General features: G+C 73.0%; 13 protein-coding genes and 1 riboswitch. Of the genes, 5 read left to right on the plus strand and 8 right to left on the minus strand.

Annotated features, from left to right (window positions below; genetic code table 11):
* Positions 1-12 precede the first annotated feature (12 nt).
* Genes ACWEOZ_RS00070 through ACWEOZ_RS00080 form a run of 3 tightly spaced genes read right to left on the minus strand, consistent with a single transcriptional unit; the run spans position 13 to position 2,859 of the window.
* Positions 13-762 carry an FAD:protein FMN transferase gene (locus tag ACWEOZ_RS00070; protein WP_451908545.1) on the minus strand — a complete coding sequence of 250 codons (750 nt, stop codon included), beginning with the start codon at positions 760-762 and terminating at the stop codon, positions 13-15.
* An 11-nt stretch (positions 763-773) separates the two neighbouring features.
* Positions 774-1,304, minus strand: a complete 531-nt coding sequence (locus tag ACWEOZ_RS00075) for an FMN-binding protein (protein ID WP_451908546.1) — start codon at positions 1,302-1,304, stop codon at positions 774-776.
* A gap of 16 nt (positions 1,305-1,320) precedes the next feature.
* Positions 1,321-2,859, minus strand: coding sequence for a ferredoxin reductase family protein (locus tag ACWEOZ_RS00080; protein WP_451908547.1), 1,539 nt, complete (start codon positions 2,857-2,859; stop codon positions 1,321-1,323).
* Positions 2,860-3,361: 502 nt separating this feature from the next.
* On the opposite strand from ACWEOZ_RS00080, the gene cbiE reads away from it, so the two are divergent.
* The 3 genes from cbiE (at position 3,362) to ACWEOZ_RS00095 (ending at position 6,236) form a co-directional block, all read left to right on the plus strand.
* On the plus strand, positions 3,362-4,657 hold the full coding sequence (cbiE, locus tag ACWEOZ_RS00085; RefSeq protein WP_451908548.1) for a precorrin-6y C5,15-methyltransferase (decarboxylating) subunit CbiE: 1,296 nt from the start codon (positions 3,362-3,364) through the stop codon (positions 4,655-4,657).
* Positions 4,609-5,397 carry a precorrin-4 C(11)-methyltransferase gene (gene cobM / locus ACWEOZ_RS00090; protein ID WP_451908549.1) on the plus strand — a complete coding sequence of 263 codons (789 nt, stop codon included), beginning with the start codon at positions 4,609-4,611 and terminating at the stop codon, positions 5,395-5,397. Before cbiE ends, cobM begins: the two co-directional genes overlap by 49 nt.
* 92 nt (positions 5,398-5,489) lie before the next feature.
* Positions 5,490-6,236 (plus strand): cobalt-precorrin-6A reductase, encoded by a 747-nt coding sequence (locus ACWEOZ_RS00095; protein ID WP_451908550.1) that lies wholly within the window; start codon positions 5,490-5,492, stop codon positions 6,234-6,236.
* Here ACWEOZ_RS00095 and ACWEOZ_RS00100 read toward each other — a convergent pair.
* The 3 genes from ACWEOZ_RS00100 to ACWEOZ_RS00110 are packed head-to-tail and all read right to left on the minus strand — an operon-like array spanning position 6,199 to position 9,765.
* The gene (locus tag ACWEOZ_RS00100) at positions 6,199-7,698 is read right to left on the minus strand and encodes a precorrin-2 C(20)-methyltransferase (RefSeq protein WP_451908551.1); all 1,500 of its coding nucleotides are present in this window, start codon (positions 7,696-7,698) and stop codon (positions 6,199-6,201) included. The genes ACWEOZ_RS00095 and ACWEOZ_RS00100 overlap by 38 nt on opposite strands.
* A 2-nt stretch (positions 7,699-7,700) precedes the next feature.
* Entirely contained in the window at positions 7,701-8,318 is a 618-nt protein-coding gene (locus ACWEOZ_RS00105) for a precorrin-8X methylmutase (protein WP_451908552.1), read from the minus strand.
* Between the two features lies 1 nt (position 8,319).
* Complete coding sequence (locus tag ACWEOZ_RS00110; RefSeq protein ID WP_451908553.1) at positions 8,320-9,765, minus strand: precorrin-3B synthase; 1,446 nt, start codon at positions 9,763-9,765, stop codon at positions 8,320-8,322.
* Between the two features lie 127 nt (positions 9,766-9,892).
* Positions 9,893-9,966, plus strand: a riboswitch (cobalamin riboswitch).
* A 51-nt stretch (positions 9,967-10,017) separates the two neighbouring features.
* Here ACWEOZ_RS00110 and cobN point away from each other — a divergent pair.
* Positions 10,018-13,569 carry a cobaltochelatase subunit CobN gene (cobN, locus tag ACWEOZ_RS00115; RefSeq protein ID WP_451908554.1) on the plus strand — a complete coding sequence of 1,184 codons (3,552 nt, stop codon included), beginning with the start codon at positions 10,018-10,020 and terminating at the stop codon, positions 13,567-13,569.
* 47 nt (positions 13,570-13,616) lie between these two features.
* Positions 13,617-14,222 carry a dihydrofolate reductase family protein gene (locus ACWEOZ_RS00120; RefSeq protein ID WP_451908555.1) on the plus strand — a complete coding sequence of 202 codons (606 nt, stop codon included), beginning with the start codon at positions 13,617-13,619 and terminating at the stop codon, positions 14,220-14,222.
* On the opposite strand, the gene cobF is transcribed toward ACWEOZ_RS00120, so the two are convergent.
* Together cobF and ACWEOZ_RS00130 are read right to left on the minus strand one after the other, a co-directional pair.
* On the minus strand, positions 14,201-14,980 hold the full coding sequence (gene cobF / locus ACWEOZ_RS00125; RefSeq protein WP_451908556.1) for a precorrin-6A synthase (deacetylating): 780 nt from the start codon (positions 14,978-14,980) through the stop codon (positions 14,201-14,203). The genes ACWEOZ_RS00120 and cobF overlap by 22 nt on opposite strands.
* 269 nt (positions 14,981-15,249) lie before the next feature.
* Positions 15,250-16,362 (minus strand): ROK family transcriptional regulator, encoded by a 1,113-nt coding sequence (locus ACWEOZ_RS00130; RefSeq protein WP_451908557.1) that lies wholly within the window; start codon positions 16,360-16,362, stop codon positions 15,250-15,252.
* Positions 16,363-16,427: the final 65 nt, after the last annotated feature.

A 16,427-nucleotide genomic window follows, 5' to 3' on the forward strand; every position in this document is an offset into this window, starting at 1 on the left:
GCATCGATGAGGTCAGACAGCGGCGGGAAGGCCGGCGGAGCTGAATGCCCGGCCGTCGTCCGTCACCAGCGCGGAGTCGTAGCCGTCCGCCGCCAGCTTCGCGAGCCAGGCGATCCCCGCCTCGCCCATCGCCAGCGCCGCGGTCGCATAGGCATCGGCCAGCGCCAGGTCCGGTCCGACCACGGTCACCGACCGCAGGCCCCGGGCCGGTCCGCCGGTGCGAGGGTTGAAGACGTGGTCACCGCGCTCGTAGGTGCCGGACGTGGCCACCGCCTGGTCGCTCACCGCCAGGACCCAGCTGAGCTTGTCCGCCTCCCACGGGTGCCGGATGCCGACCCGCCACGGCGCTCCCGTGGCACATCGCCCCCGGGCCCGGATGTCCCCACCGGCGTTCACACAGTGGTTCACCGAGCCGGCCTCCACCAGCCGGGCGGAGGCGATCTCCACGGACCAGCCCTTGACGTAGCCGCTCGGGTCGAGCGGGCCCGCCGCGTAGGCGTCGAAGTAGCCGTCGGTCTCGCGCCACAGGTCGGCGCATGCCTCGAGCACGTGCCGCATGTCGGTCGAGCAGTCGGCCGGGTCGATCTCCCGGCGGCGCAGCTTGCTGACCTCGCTGTCCTCGCGGTAGGTGCTGAACCGCCGGTCCACCTCGTGCAGCCAGCCGCACACGTCCTCGACCATCGCCCGCAGCTTCGCCGGCGGCAGATCGTCGGCCAGGTCGATGCTGACGACCGTCCCCATGACGTGCTCGGCGTGGTGCATGGCGCCGGACTCTACGCCGTCGCTTCGTCGATGGCCGCCTGCAGCGACTTCACGTACGACTCGGAGGTGAAGGTCGCGCCGGAGACCGCGTCGACGTCGGCGCTCTGGGCCTTGAGCGTGCTCTGCTTCAGCGAGGCGATCGCCGGCGGGTTGATCGTCGCGCTGTCGCCGGTGACCGGGTACGTCGCGTCGGCCGCGGTGATCTTGCCACCGGAGATCTTGATCGAGACCTGGATGGTGCCGTACGGGTTCTTCGCCGCCGCGCCCTTGAAGATGCCGTTCTTGAGGCCGCTGCCGCCGGCTTCGCCCGAGGCGTCCTCTTCGTCGGCGTTCTCGGTGGGCTTCGCGGCCGGCTTCTTCGACGACGGCTTCTTGTTTCCCGAGGCAGCCGGTTCCGGGTCGGCGTCCTGGCCCGAGTTGGCCAGGTCGACGGCGGGCGGCGCGGCCGAGGGAACCACCGGCGCGGAGACGCTCAGCCGGACCCCGACGATCAAGGCGGCGCCGGTCAAGGTCCCCACGGCTGCTGCGGTACTGCGTCGCATGAGCAAACTCCCGGGATCAGAATTCGAAGGGGTCGAGGTGCAGCTGGCTGTCGGGCACTTCCAGCTCGCGCAGGGTCTGCACCGCGGCGTCCACCAGCCCGGGCGGCCCGCACAGGTAGACATCGCGGCGGTTGACGTCGGGCACCAGCCCGAGCAGCCCGTTGGCCGTGAAGAGCCGGCGCGGGCCCGGGTCGTTGCGCGAGCCCACGATGTAGCGGACCCACGCGTCGCGGCGCTCGGCCAGCTCCTCCAGCTCCTCGCGGAAGACCAGCTCGTCGGGGCGGCTGGCCCGGTAGATCACGATCGTGTCCGGCGGCATGTCCTCGAGCAGGGCCCGGATCGGTGCGATGCCGCTGCCGCCGGCGATGAGCAGGGCGCGGCGGCGTGTCCGGCGCTGCGCGGTGAAGGTGCCGAACGGGCCTTCCGCCCAGATCGACGTGCCCGGCTGCATCTCCGCGAGCTTCGCGGTGTGCCCGCCGACCGCGGTGACGGTCAGGCGCAGCCACTGCGAGTTCGGCGCGGCCGAGAGCGAGAACGGGTGCGTCTGCCACCAGCCGTTGGCGGTCAGGAAGCGCCAGCGCATGAACTGCCCGGCCTGAGCGGTCAGGCTGTCCAGGTTGCGGCCGTCGATGTAGATCGAGAACGTGTTCGCGCCCTCGGCGACGACCTCGGCCACCTCGAAGCGGTGCCGCACGTTGAGCCACAGCGGCTCGACCAGCCGGCCCCAGAACAACGCGGCGATGACCAGGGCGGCCAGCGCGGGCCAGAAGACCGACGCGAAGCGGCCGGACAGGTCGGCGCCGGTGGCGACCTGGTGGCCGTAGCCGAGCAGCAGCACCAGGTAGGCGCTCAGGTGGATGACGTGCCAGAGCTCGTACGGCAGCTTGGTCCGCGCGGCCCGGATCGAGATCACGCTGATCAGCACCAGCAGGCCGGTGGCCACCGTGGCGCTGATCATCTCGGGCAGGGTGGTGATGATCGTCCAGCCCTGGTCGACGACGCCGGACTCGGCGGTCAACGCGTAGCCGTAGACGATGAAGACGATGTGGGTGAGCACCGCGACGACCAGCGTCGTGCCCAGCCAGCGATGCCAGCGCAGCAAGTCGCGGGCGCCGACCCATTCCTCGAGCCAGGACACCCGGCTCATCATCAGCAGCTGGATGAAGAGCAGGTAGCCGGCGATCAGCCCGGTGATCCGGCCGACGGCCAACATCAGCGTGGCGGTGTCGTTGATCGCCCCCGCCTGCGTGTCGAAGAGCCAGAGGGCGACGCTCGTGGCCAGGCCTGAGAAGAACAACAGCACCGTGAGCAGGCGGTTACCCGACGTGGCCTCGGCGGGCGGGCGGTCGTCGGTCACGATGGCCGGGCCGGAGCCCTGCCAGCCCGACTCGTCCGGCGCCTCGACGATGATGTCGCCACGCGGCACGGCCTCGTTCAGATCCGGCTGCTCCCAGAAGCCACGCTCCGGTGCCAGCGTGGGCGCGAACGACGGCGCCGGCTCGTACTCGGGTTCGCGCTGGTCATCGAAGCGCTGGTCCTCGAAGGATTGGAACACGGTCGGCCCTGATCGGCCGGCAGTATCGCCGTACGCTCGCGCCATCGACCTCACCCGCTCAGCAGTCGTCCTTCGGCATCGGCCACCCCCCAGCGCCCGACGTGACGGTCCGGTCTCGGCGGGCCGTCGACGGTTACTACGCGGTTCAGCGGGTGAAGGCTCAAAACTGAACGGAAAAAGTCCGTGACCAGGGATGATCTTGCTCCGTGGCAGGCAGCGGCGACTCGGGCCGAGGTCCGCCGGTCAGGGGCATGATCGCGACGCAGCCGCAGGTAGATCAGCAGCGCCGGACCGCGGTGAGGCGCGCCGGCCGCGCGATCAACCGGCGTTCTCGGTGCGGCGAAGTGGTTATGTGCGCTGTCAAATGTGACAGACCTGCGGATTGGATCATTTGTGACAGAGCGTCATTGCGGGGCGGACGCTGCGCGCCGGAAACAATCGACAGGCATCGACCAGGGGTGCGGCGGGAGGAGGCTCGGTGACCGACGACTACCGTCACGGCGTGACTGACGAACCCGCCGGCCTCACCGTGGTCGGCATCGGCGCCGACGGCTGGCCGGGATTGTCGGGTACGGCCACCGCGGCCCTGACCGCCGCAGAGGTGATCTTCGGCAGCACCCGGCAGTTGGCCCTGGTGCCGTCGGCGGTCGAGGGTGAGCGCGTGCCGTGGCCGGCACCGCTGGTCCCCGCGCTGCCGGGTCTGCTCGAAGCGCACCGGGATCGGCGCGTGGCGGTGTTGGCCAGCGGCGACCCGATGTTCCACGGGATCGGCGCGACGCTGGTCCGGCTGCTCGGGGCGGACGCCGTACGGGTCATCCCGCACCCGTCCTCGATCTCGCTCGCCGCGGCCCGCCTGGGCTGGCCGCTCCCGGAGATCGACGTCCTCAGCCTGGTCACCGCCCCGGTCGAGGAGCTGCATCCGCTCATCCACCCGCGCCGCAAGATCCTGATACTCAGCGCGGGTGCGAAGACCCCGGCTGAGGTGGCCGCCCTGCTCACATCCCGGGGATACGGTGACAGCACGATCACGGTCCTGTCCCAGCTCGGCGCCCCGGCCGAGAGCAGGATCTCCGGCCCTGCATCGTCCCTGGACCTGGCCGGTATCGATCCGTTGAACATCATCGCGGTGGTCTGCTCGGCGGGCCGCGCTGCGAGCTCGGGGGTCGAATCGGCGGCACAGCCGACGCGAGCGGCCGCACCAGCCACGATCCCGGCTGCCGACCGGACCGGCCCTCGACCGCTGGTGCCTGGTCTGCCCGACGCCATCTACGAGAGCGACGGCCAGCTCACCAAGCGTGAGGTCCGGGCCGTGACGCTCGCCGTGCTCGGCCCCCAGCCCGGCGAGCTGCTCTGGGACGTCGGTGCCGGCTCCGGCAGCATCGCGATCGAATGGATGCGGGCTCACCGGGACTGCCGTGCCGTCGCTGTCGAGTCCTCCGCGGAGCGGGCCGGTCGGATTGTGCGTAACGCTGCCGCTCTGGGCGTACCGAAGCTTCGGGTTGTCGAGGGCCGGGCGCCCGGCGCTCTGGCCGGGTTGCCGGCGCCCGACGTGGTTTTCATCGGTGGCGGGGTGACGCGGGACGGCGTCGTCGAAGCTGCCCTGGACGCCCTGCCCGCGGGTGGGCGGTTGGTCGCCAATGCGGTGACCCTGGAATCGGAGGCCGTGCTGGCGGCCTGGTACGCGAAGCTGGGCGGTGAACTGACCCGGCTCGCCGTGCAGCGGGCGGCGCCGGTCGGCGGGTTCACGGGATGGAGAGCGATGATGCCGGTGACCATCTGGTCGGTGACGAAGCCGTGACGGTGCATTTCATCGGCGCCGGACCCGGCGCCGCCGACCTCATCACGGTGCGCGGTCAGCGGTTGATCGAGGCTTCGCCGGTGTGCCTGTACGCCGGCAGCCTCGTGCCCGCCGAGCTGCTCGCCTACTGCCCGCCCGGCGCTCGGCTCGTCGACACCGCCCGGTTCACCCTGGACGACATCATCGGTGAGCTGATCTCCGCGACCAAGGCCGGGCACGATGTGGCCCGGCTGCACTCGGGCGACCCTTCGGTGTTCAGTGCGGTCGCCGAGCAGATGCGCCGGCTGGACGAGGCCGGCGTCGCTTACGACGTGACGCCCGGCGTTCCGGCGTTCGCGGCGGCTGCCGCGTCGCTGGGCCGGGAGTTCACCGTGCCGGGGGTCGCGCAGACGGTCATCCTGACCCGCACGGCCGAGCGAGCCACCGCCATGCCGCCGGGCGAGGACCTGGCGACGCTGGGCGCGAGCCGCTCGACGATGGTGCTGCACCTGGCCGTCCAGCGCATCGACGCGGTGGTCGCGGAGCTGGTGCCGCGCTACGGCGCGGAGTGCCCGGTCGCCGTGGTAGCACGGGCGAGCCGGGAGGACGAGCTGATCGTGCGGGGCACGCTGGCGGACATCGCCGCGAAGGTGACGGCCGCCGGGATCAAACGCACCGCCGTGATCGTGGTCGGTGCGGCCCTGACCGCCTCCACCTTCCCGGACAGTCACCTCTACTCCGCAGACCGATGCCGCCCATAGCCAGACCCGAGCCTCCCGCACACAGGCCGGATCCACCCGCGAACGACCACCTGACAGAAGCGGAAGCGAGCGGGCCGACATCGCGCGTCCGGGTGCTCATTCTGGGCGGTACCACCGAGGGGCGAGCGCTGGCGTCAGCCTGCGCGCTCATCCCCGGCATCGAGGTGATCAGCTCCCTCGCCGGCCGGACGACGGCGCCGCTCCTGCCCGCCGGCACGGTCCGCATCGGCGGCTTCGGCGGCGTGGACGGCCTTGCCGACTACCTACGCCAGGAACGCATCCAGGCTGTCGTCGACGCCACCCACCCTTTCGCCGCAGTGATGACCGCTCACGCGGTGGACGCGTGCGCGCAGGCCGACGTGCCGCTGCTGATCCTCCGCCGGCCGGGCTGGACCGGACGACCAGGCGACCGGTGGCACCGCGTGCCCGACCTCGCGACAGCCGCGAAGCTGCTGCCCGACCTGGGCGAACGGGTCTTCCTCACCACCGGCCGCCAGAGCATCGCGGCCTTCGCGGAAGTGGACGCCTGCTGGTTCCTGTCCCGGTCCGTCGAACCACCCACCGGATCCCGGCCGGGCCGCCTCCAGGTAGTCCTGGACCGGGGCCCGTTCACCCTCGCCGGCGAACGAGCCCTCCTCACCGGGCACCGCATCGACGTCCTCGTCACCAAGGACAGCGGCGGCAGCAGCGCCAAGCTCGACGCCGCCCGCGAACTCGGCCTTCCGGTCGTGCTGGTCGACCGGCCACCGCTGCCACCCGAAGCGGGCGTGGCGCCCACCGTCGAGGCCGCGCTGGAGTGGCTCAGGCGGGGTAGTGGCGCGGCGTGTACACCTGAGTAGAGCCGTCCCCGCGGGTTGTCACCCGGGTCTGGCTCGAGCCGATGATCAGCAGGCAGCGCATGTCGACCGTCGCCGGGTCCAGGTCGCCCAGCGTCGTTACGCGGATCTCCTCCTCCGGGCCGCCCACATCCCGGCCGACCACCACCGGAGTCGCCGCGAGGCGGTGCTGCAGCAGCAGCTCACGGGCCCGGACCAGCTGTTCCTTGCGGCTCTGCGATGCCGGGTTGTAGATCGCGATCACCAGGTCGGCGCTCGCCGCCGCGGACAGCCGGGCCGCGATCACGTCCCAGGGCTTCAGCCGGTCCGACAGCGACATGATGCAGAAGTCGTGCCCGAGCGGCGCGCCGGCCCGGCTCGCCACCGCCTGCGCCGCCGTCAGCCCCGGCACCACCCGGACCGGGACGTCCTTCCACTGCGGATCCTCGCTGACCTCCAGCACCGCCGCGGCCATCGCGAAGACGCCCGGGTCCCCGGACGACACCACCGCCACCTTGCGGCCGCGTTTGGCCAGGTCGAGCGCGAACGCCGCGCGTTCGGCCTCCACCCGGTTGTCCGACGGGTGGCGGCGCTGGCGGGCGTTCGGCGGCACGCGGTCCACGTACGGGCCGTAGCCGACCACGTCATCCGCCGCCGCCAGGGCCTCCTGCGCCTCCGGGGTGAGCCAGTCGCGGCCCGCCGGACCCAGCCCGACGACCGTCACCTGCCCCGGCTGCTCCTGCGGGACCGGCTCGGCCACGAACGTCGCGGCGGCCGGGCTCGGCAGCAAGGCCAGGGAGAAATACGGCACGGTGTCGGGGTCGACGTCGGCCAGCCGGGCGTGACGTTCCCGGTCGGTGGTCGCGCGTTCCACGTACCAGGCGTCGTCGAGGCGGCCCGCCTGAGCGAGTGCTTCGCGGACGCCGGTGAAGGTGCGGCCGAGCTTCATGATCGCGGCCGAGTCCGTGGCGGCCAGCCGCGCCGCCAGCTCCGCCGGGGGCAGGGTGCCGGGCAGCACGGTGAGGATCTCGTCGCGTTCCATCAGCGGGCGGCCGAGCACCGCCGACGCCGCGCTCACCGAGGTCACCCCGGGCACGACCTGCGTCTCGTAGCGGTCGGCGAGGCGCTTGTGCATGTGCATGTACGAGCCGTAGAAGAACGGGTCGCCCTCGGCCAGCACCACCACGTCGCGGCCCGCGTCCAGGTGCGCGGCCAGCCGCTCGGCGCTCCGGGCGTAGAACTCGTCGATCGCGCCCTGGTAGCCGCCCGGGTGGTCGGTCGTCTCCGTGGTCACCGGGTAGATCAGCGGTTCCTCGATCTGGCCCTCGCGCAGGTACGGCTCCGCGATCGCGCGGGCGTTGCTGCGGCCGTGCCGGGCCGCGTGGTACGCGATCACCCCGGCCGCGCTGATCAGCCGGGCCGCCTTGACGGTGACCAGCTCCGGGTCGCCGGGGCCCAGCCCGACCCCGAACAGTCGGCCCGCCATGGCTACTCCTCCTCCGAGGCGAGGGCGTTGACCGCCGCCGCCGTGATCGCGCTGCCACCGCGTCGCCCGCGCACAACCAGATGTTCCAGGTCTGATGCGGCCAGCGCGTCCTTCGACTCGGCCGCGCCGATGAACCCGACCGGAATCCCCAGCACCGCCGCCGGTCGCGGCGCCCCGGCCTCGATCATCTCCAGCAGCCGGAACAGCGCGGTCGGGGCGTTGCCGATCGCCACCACGGCACCGCCGAGCCGGTCGCCCCACAGGTCCAGCGCGGCCGCACTGCGGGTGTTGCCGAGCTGCGCCGCCAGCGCGGGCACGGCGGGGTCGCGCAGCGTGCAGATGACCTCGTTGCCGGCGGGCAGGCGCTTGCGCGTCACCCCGGACGCCACCATCTCGGCGTCGCACAGGATCGGCGCGCCGCCGAGCAGCGCCTTGCGGGCCGCGGTCACCACCCCGGCGCTGAAGCCGATGTCGCCGGCCAGGTCCACCATCCCGCAGGCGTGGATCATCCGTACGACGACCCGCGCCACGTCGGCCGGCAGCCCGGACAGGTCCGCCTCCGCCCGGATCGTGGCGAACGACCGCCGGTAGATCTCCGCGCCGTCGCGCACGTACTCCATCTCAGCCCTTCCTCGCGGCGCCGACCAGCGCGCCGACCTCACCGACCGAGGTGACGCCGCACGCATACGGCGATCGCACCTCGTAACCCGTCCCGGTCGCCTCGACCCGCACGTGCGGACCGGCGGGGCTCCCGCATCCGCGCGCGCAGCCGACCCAGTGCACCGGCAGTCCCCGGCCCGCGACGGTCGCGGCGTCCGCGTCGGCCCGCACGTCGGCCAGCGACTTCGCGCACCCGGGCCGGCCCGCGCAGGCGGTCACCCCGGCCCAGCGCGACCCCGCCTCGACCTCGAGCCCGGCCCCGGCCAGGGCCGCGACCCAGGACCCGGCCGCCTGCGGCGTCAGACCGGGCAGGACGACCCCACGCCAGGGCGTGAAGATCAAGCTCTCGGCCGATGCCAGCACCTTCAGTTGTACGTCGTTGAGCCGCCCGAGCGGCACCAGGGCCCCGACGGCGACGGTCCCGTCGGCCTGCTCGACGACACCGAGCGGCTCCCGCACGGCGGGCCGACGCAGCTCAGCGGGCTGGCCGAGCGTCCGGCCCAGCGCCGCGGCGGTGCGCGCGGCGACGCGAGCCGGCCCGTCCCGAAGCTCCCGCACCCGCCAGGCGACCCGCTGCTGCCCGTCGCCCTCCGCGCCGGACCGAGGGCCGGGCAGGCGCGGCCGAGAGCCAGCGACACTATCGGCAGCCGGCGGCGTGAGGTCGGCACCGGGCGTGGCGCTTGCGGCAGCCGGCGGCGTGAGGTCGGCGGGGAATGCGGCGCTTCCGGCGGAAGCGGATGCGGAGCTGGGGACGGCAGCCGCGGACAGGGCGTCGCCGGAGCCCGCCGCAGCGAGCGACGAGCCCTGAGGGGTGGGTGCGGTTGTGGAGGTCTGGGCGGCGCGTTCGTCGAGGAAGGCGTGAGCCGCTGCCAGCAGCGCCGGGATCACCTCGGCCGGCAAGACGCGCAGGCCGGCGTCCACCCCGGCGAAGATGATCGCCACCTCGTCGCCGACCGGGAGGGCCGCCACGTCCGCCCCGAAGGCCACGTCCCCCTCGCCGCCGTCCAGGGCGAATAGGAACCGTCCGGGCAGCTCGGCCAGGGACGGATCGGCACACAGGGCCTGGTCCAGGGGCCCCACCGGCAGTCCTCCGGCGAGCGGCGAGGCGGCTATGTTGCGTACGAGTTCGTGGGTTTCGGAGGGCAGCAGGCCCGCTGCCCGCAGCCGGGCCGCCAGCTCCTCCACCGGGGCCTCCCGGAGGGCCCTGAGCTGGAGGTTCGCCCGGCTGGTGAGCTCCACGTGCCCGTCGCCCCAGCGGGCCGCCAGCTCGTGCACCGCCGTGAGCTGCGCGCCGGTCATCCGACCGCCCGGCACCCGGACGCGGGCCAGCGGCCCGTCGGCCGCGGCGTGCAGCCGCAGCGCGCCCGGGCAGGCATCGGCGTCGGCGCGCACGGATGGGATGGGCACGGCCCGGATACTACGGATCCGGGCCGACACTTTCCCGGCGGCGGTCGGCATCGTCACACCCGGCGCCTCGCCTTGACGTTGCTCGCGCGCTTCTGGAGAGTGGGAGGCCACGTGCGGCGACGCCGCGGAGGAAGCCGGTGCGAGTCCGGCGCGGTCCCGCCACTGTCAGAGGGTCCTGATAGACCTTCGAGCCAGGAACTCCGGTCGCCGTGAATTCCACCGATCCGGGGCGCGGACCCCGAGGGGAGAGCCGTGTTTCTGCTGCTGTCGACGTCTGACACCGACCTGCTGAGCGCTCGGGCCAGCGGGGCCGCCTATCGCCTGGGCAATCCCGCGCGCACGCAGGTCGCCGATCTGCCGGCGCTGCTCGACGGGGTCGAGCTGGTCGTCGTGCGGATCCTCGGCGGGCGGCGGGCCTGGGAGGAAGGGCTCGACGCGCTGCTGGCCGGGCCGGTCCCGGTGGTGGTGCTGGGCGGCGAGCAGGCGCCGGACGCCGACCTGATGAAGCTCTCCACCGTGCCCGCCGGTGTGGCCGCGGAGGCGCACGGCTACCTCGCCTACGGCGGCGCCGACAATCTGGCCGCCCTGCACGACTTCCTCTCCGACACGATCCTCCTGACCGGGCACGGGTTCGCCGCTCCGGTGCCCGCGCCCGACTGGGGCCTGCTGCCGCGGGAGGCGACGACGCAGACCGGCCCCACCGTCGCGGTGCTCTACTACCGCGCTCATCACATGGCCGGAAACACGGCGTTCGTCGAGGCCCTGTGCCAGGCGGTCGAGGCCAAGGGGGCGCGGCCGCTGCCGATCTTCACGTCCTCGCTGCGCACCGCTTCGCCCGAGCTGCTGGCCGAGCTCCGCAAGGCCGATGCCCTGGTGGTGACCGTGCTGGCGGCCGGCGGCACCAAGCCGGCCACCGTCTCCGCGGGCGGTGACGACGAGGCCTGGGATGTCGGGGTGCTCGCCGATCTCGACGTGCCGATCCTGCAGGGCCTGTGCCTGACCAGCAGCCGGGCCGCGTGGGAGGCCAGCGACGACGGGCTCTCCCCGCTGGACGCGGCGACCCAGGTGGCCATCCCCGAGTTCGACGGCCGGATCATCACTGTGCCGTTCTCGTTCAAGGAGATCGACCCGGACGGCCTCTCGGTCTACGTTCCCGACCCCGAGCGGGCCGCCCGGGTGGCCGGCATCGCGGTCGCGCACGCCCGGCTGCGGCACATCCCGCCGGCCGAGCGCCGCATCGTGGTCATGCTCTCGGCCTATCCGACCAAGCACTCCCGGATCGGCAACGCGGTCGGGCTCGACACGCCCGCCTCCACGGTCCGGCTGCTGCAGGCCATGCGGGAGCGCGGCTACCGGATCGGTGACTTCCCGGGCGTCGCCGAGGGCGACGGTGACAAGCTGATCCACGCGCTGATCGCGGCCGGCGGCCAGGACCCGGACTGGCTGACCGAGGAGCAGCTCGCCGGCAATCCCGTACGGATCGCCGGCTCGGCCTACCGGGAGTGGTTCGCCACCCTCCCGGCCGACCTGCGCGAATCCATGGAACGGCACTGGGGCGAGGCCCCCGGCGAGCTGTACGTGGACGACGACGCGATCGTGCTGGCCGCCCTGCGCGACGAGAACGTGGTCGTGATGGTGCAGCCGCCGCGTGGCTTCGGCGCCAACCCGGTCGCCATTTACCACGACCCCGACCTGCCGCCGAGCCACCACTACCTCGCGGCCTACCGGTGGCTGGCCGACGACTTCGGCGCGCACGCGGTCGTGCACGTGGGCAAGCACGGCAACCTGGAGTGGCTGCCCGGCAAGAACGTCGGCATGTCCGCCTCGGACGGCACCGACGCGGCGCTGGGCGACCTGCCGCTGATCTACCCGTTCCTGGTCAACGACCCGGGCGAGGGCACCCAGGCCAAGCGGCGGGCCCACGCGACCCTGGTCGATCACCTGATCCCGCCGATGGCGCGGGCCGAGTCGTACGGCGACATCGCCCGCCTCGAGCAGCTGCTCGACGAGCACGCCAACATCGCCGCGCTCGACCCGGCGAAGCTGCCCGCCATCCGGGCGCAGATCTGGACCCTGATCCAGGCGGCCAAGATGGACCACGACCTGGGTCTGGACAACCGGCCCGACGACGAGGAGTTCGACGAGTTCATCCTGCACGTCGACGGCTGGCTCTGCGAGATCAAGGACGTGCAGATCCGCGACGGCCTGCACATCCTCGGGGCCGCGCCGAGCGGCGAGGCCCGGGTCAATCTGGTGCTCGCCATGTTGCGCGCCCGGCAGATGTGGGCCGGTCAGGTGGCCGCGCTGCCCGGCCTGCGGGAGGCCCTCGGTCTGGCCGAGGACGCCTCCACCGCCGAGACCGACGCCGTCGAGGCGCAGGCACACGCGCTGGTCGCCGCCATGGAGGAGGCCGGCTGGGAGCCCGCCGCCGCCGACCGGGTCACCGACGACGAGACGGTGGCTCAGGTCCTGCGCTTCGCCGCGACCGAGGTCGTGCCCCGGCTCGCGCGCACCACCGACGAGCTGACGAATGTCCTGCACGCCCTCGACGGCGGTTACGTGCCGGCCGGGCCGAGCGGGTCACCGCTGCGCGGCCTGATCAACGTGCTGCCGACCGGCCGCAACTTCTACTCCGTTGACCCCAAGGCCATCCCGAGCATGCTGGCCTGGGAGACCGGGCAGGCGATGGCCGAGTCGTTGCTGACCCGCTACCGCGCCGACTACGGCGACTGGCCCAAGTCGGTCGGCCTGTCCGCCTGGGGCACGAGCGCCATGCGGACCGCCGGCGACGACATCGCCGAGATCCTGGCCCTCATGGGGGTACGCCCGATCTGGGACCCCGCCTCCCGCCGGGTCACCGGCATCGAGCCGATCGACCTGGCCGAGCTGGGCCGGCCCCGGATCGACGTGACCGTGCGCATCTCCGGCTTCTTCCGGGACGCGTTCCCGCACGTGGTGGCCATGCTGGACGACGCGGTCGGACTGGTGGCCGGGCTGGAGGAGACACCCGAGCAGAATTTCGTCCGGGCGCACGCGCTGGCCGACGTCGACGCGAAGAAGTCGTGGCGGCAGGCGACCACCCGGATCTTCGGCTCGCGGCCGGGCGCGTACGGGGCGGGGATCCTGCCGCTGATCGACAGCCGCAACTGGCGCGGGGACGCCGACCTGGCCGAGGTGTACGCGGTCTGGGGCGGCTTCGCCTACGGGCGCGGGCTGGACGGGGTCGAGGCGCGGGGGGACATGGAGACCGCGTACAAGCGGATCGAGGTCGCGGCCAAGAACATCGACACCCGCGAGCACGACATCGCCGACTCCGACGACTACTTCCAGTACCACGGCGGCATGATCGCCACGGTACGGGCGCTGACCGGGCGGGCGCCGGCGGCGTACATCGGCGACTCGACCAACCCGGACGCCACCAAGACCCGCAGCCTCACCGAGGAGACCGCCCGGATCTTCCGCGCGCGCGTGGTGAACCCACGCTGGATCGCGGCGATGCGCCGGCACGGCTACAAGGGCGCGTTCGAGCTGGCCGCGACGGTCGACTACCTGTTCGGCTACGACGCGACCGCGGGCGTGGTCGCCGACTGGATGTACGAGCAGCTGGCGGCCAGCTACGTGCTGGACCCGGACAACCAGAAGTTCATGACCCAGTCGAACCCGTGGGCGCTGCACAGCATCACGGAACGGCTGCTGGAGGCGGCGGACCGCAAGCTCTGGGAGTCCCCGGAGCCGGCGACGCTGGCCGCGCTGCAGCAGGTCTACCTGGAGACCGAAGGCGATCTGGAAGGCGGCGCGGAATAGTTCTCGCGCGCATGTCGAGCCGGCGCCGGTGACTCCGACCCATGGGCATGAAGAGCGAAACGAGCAACCGCCGCGTCGTCGGAAACATCTCCCTGTCCCTCGACGGCCGCACCAACGGCGTCGGTGGCGACTACGACATGGGCTGGATCGTGCCGCACGCGGTCACCGAAGCCGGCCGTGACCACATGGTCCGGGTGACCGGGCCGGCCACCACGGTGCTGCTGGGCCGCAAGAACTACCAGGGCTTCGGCAGCTACTGGCCGGCCGTCGCCGGCAACCCCGAGGCCGATGAGCGCGACCGGACCTTCTCGGCCTGGCTCAACCGGACCGAGAAGGTCGTGTTCAGCACGACCCTGACCGAGGCGCCCTGGGAGAATTCCCGCATCGTCGCCGGTGACCTGCCGGGCGAGGTCCGCAGGTTGCGGGCCGGGGACGGCGGCGACATCATCGTGCTGGCCAGCAGCAGCATCATCCGGGCCCTGCTCGACGCCGACCTGCTGGACCGGCTGTGCATCACGCTGTGCCCGGCTGTGGTCGGCGGCGGCGCGCGGCTGCTCGAAGACGGTCTGCCCGCCTCCACGTGGACGCTCGCCGACACGACAGCCGCCGAGACCGGCGCGCTGTGCCTGATCTACGACCGGGTGTCCGTCTGATCGGCGTCGCGGCGGCGCAGCAGGTACGTGTCCATGATCCAGCCGTGCCGCTCCCGGGCCTCGGCGCGGACCCGGCGGATCTCGTCGCCGACCTCGGCCAGCGGACCGGAGACCAGCAGCTCGTCCTCGGTGCCGAGGTACGCACCCCAGTAGATGTCCACGTTCGTGGCGTCGACCGACCCGAACGTCTGGTGCGCGTCCAGCATCACGATCACGTCGTCGACGTCGGCCGGCCACTGCTCGGCCAGCCGCCGGCCCGTGGTGACCTGGAACGGGCGACCCACCCGGTTCAGGCCGACCCGGTGCTTCGCGGCCAGCGTCGAGACGCTGCTGATGCCCGGGATCACCTCGTAGGTGAACGTGGTCTCACCGCGGGCCAGGATCTCGTCGAGGATGCTGATCGTCGAGTCGTAGAGCGACGGATCACCCCAGACCAGGAACGCCCCGGTCTCGTCGTCGAGCAGATGCTCGCGGATCAGGGCCTCGGTCACCTCGGACCGCCGGTGCCGCCAGTCCGCGATCGTGCCCTCGTAGTCGGCGGGGGTGCGGTCGCGGTCCGGGTCGCGGCCCTCGGCGATGCGCCGGCTGGGGCGGGCGTACGCCTTGAGCAGCCGGCGCCGTAGCTCGATCAGGCTTTCCTTGGTGTCGCCCTTGTCGAGCAGGAAGAACACGTCGGTCCGGCCGATCGCCTTGGCTGCCTGCAGGGTCAGGTGGTCCGGGTCGCCCGCGCCGATCCCGATGACGTAGATCTTCCGCACGCCCAGCAGTCTGCCGCACGCCACCGACGCACCGAACCCCAGGCCCAAGCCAACGCCGCCCGAGCGGGCCGGGCACCGGAAGGCGCCGGGAGGCGGGGCGCGGGAAGGCGGGGCGCCGGGAGGCGGGGCGCCGGGAGGCGGGGCGCCGGGAGGCGGGGCGCCGGGAGGTGGGCGCGGGGGGAGGCGGGGCGCCGGAAGTCGGGCGCAGGAGGGCCAGGCGATGGGACGCCGCACGCCGGAAGCGCGACGCCCAAGGGGGGCCCATCGGGTCAGACGGCGACCGCCGCCGCCCGAGCATGCGCCAACGCCAACTCCAACGCCCCGTGCAGCGCCGCCTCCGTGCCCAGGGTCCCGTGCTCGACCCGCGTCGGCCCCGGAAAGGAGATCGCCGCCCGCACCCGCGGCAACAGCGCCGGATGTGTCCCGACCGGCCCGCCCAGCAGCACCAGCGCCGGATCCACCACCGCCGCCACCGAGATGATCGCCCGGGCCACCGCCGCCGCCAGCACCCGCAGCGCCGGCTCGTCGCCGCGGTCGAGCAGTTCCAGCGCCGCTGCCACGTCGTTCGACGGGGCGTCCGAGCGGCCGAGCCCACCAGCCGCCAGGTCGGCGGCGATCGTCGAAGCTCCGGCGCCGGGCAGGTAGCCGATTTCACCGGCCAGCCCGTGCGCGCCGCGGATCAGCTGGTCGCCGATGTAGAGCCCCACGCCCAGTCCCGCCCCGACGTAGACGTACGCGAAGCTGGCCTCGCCCGCCGCCCGGCCGGCGCGGTGTTCGGCCAGCGCGGCCAGGTTGACGTCGTTGTCGACCAGGATCGGGGCCGGCACCAGGTCGCCGATCAGTTCGGCCGGGCTGAGCAGGCCTTCCGGGAACGGTGTGCCGGCCAGCGGGACCACCTCGTGGGTGACCGGGTGCACCGGGTTGGCGATGGAGATGCCGACGGCTCGCAGCGGGCCCGGCCCGGCGGGGAAGGCGCCGACGGCCGCGCGCAGGTTGGCCACCAGGGCAGCCACGTCGCCGGGGGCGCCGGCCGGACGCCGGTGCTCGTCCAGGGTGCGGCCGGCCAGGTCGGCGGCGCGCGCCCGGACGCCGGACTGGTCCAGCTCGACCGCCAGCACCCAGCCGGCCCGGGCGCCGAGCTCGTAGAACGTGCCGATCCGGCCCCGGCGGCCGGTCTCTTTCAATCCCGTGGCGTCCAGCAGGCCGCCCTCGACCAGGCGCCGGACGGCCTCGGAGACGGTGGGCCGGGAGTAGCCGGTCAGGTCGGCCAGTTCGGCCCGGGTGGTCCGGCCCTGGCGGATCGTCTCGTCGAGCAGGCGCCGGTCGGTGGCCGCGCGGAGCACCGTCTGCGGCAGTGCCCGGCTGACGTCGTTCACCGTCACCTCTTGTGATCTTCCGGCGGGATCTCCTACATTAGGACAAGGTTCTAGTTAGGTCACCTAATCAA

This window comes from Actinoplanes sp. NPDC004185 (assembly GCF_053603475.1).

Bases quoted from the DNA above. Each gene is read 5' to 3' on its own strand.
- ACWEOZ_RS00100 (WP_451908551.1), bottom strand. From the start codon at position 7,698: ATGGCGGGCCGACTGTTCGGGGTCGGGCTGGGCCCCGGCGACCCGGAG.
- ACWEOZ_RS00105 (WP_451908552.1), bottom strand. From the start codon at position 8,318: ATGGAGTACGTGCGCGACGGCGCGGAGATCTACCGGCGGTCGTTCGCC.
- cobM (WP_451908549.1), top strand. From the start codon at position 4,609: ATGGAGAGCGATGATGCCGGTGACCATCTGGTCGGTGACGAAGCCGTG.
- ACWEOZ_RS00075 (WP_451908546.1), bottom strand. From the start codon at position 1,304: ATGCGACGCAGTACCGCAGCAGCCGTGGGGACCTTGACCGGCGCCGCC.
- ACWEOZ_RS00070 (WP_451908545.1), bottom strand. From the start codon at position 762: ATGCACCACGCCGAGCACGTCATGGGGACGGTCGTCAGCATCGACCTG.
- ACWEOZ_RS00120 (WP_451908555.1), top strand. From the start codon at position 13,617: ATGAAGAGCGAAACGAGCAACCGCCGCGTCGTCGGAAACATCTCCCTG.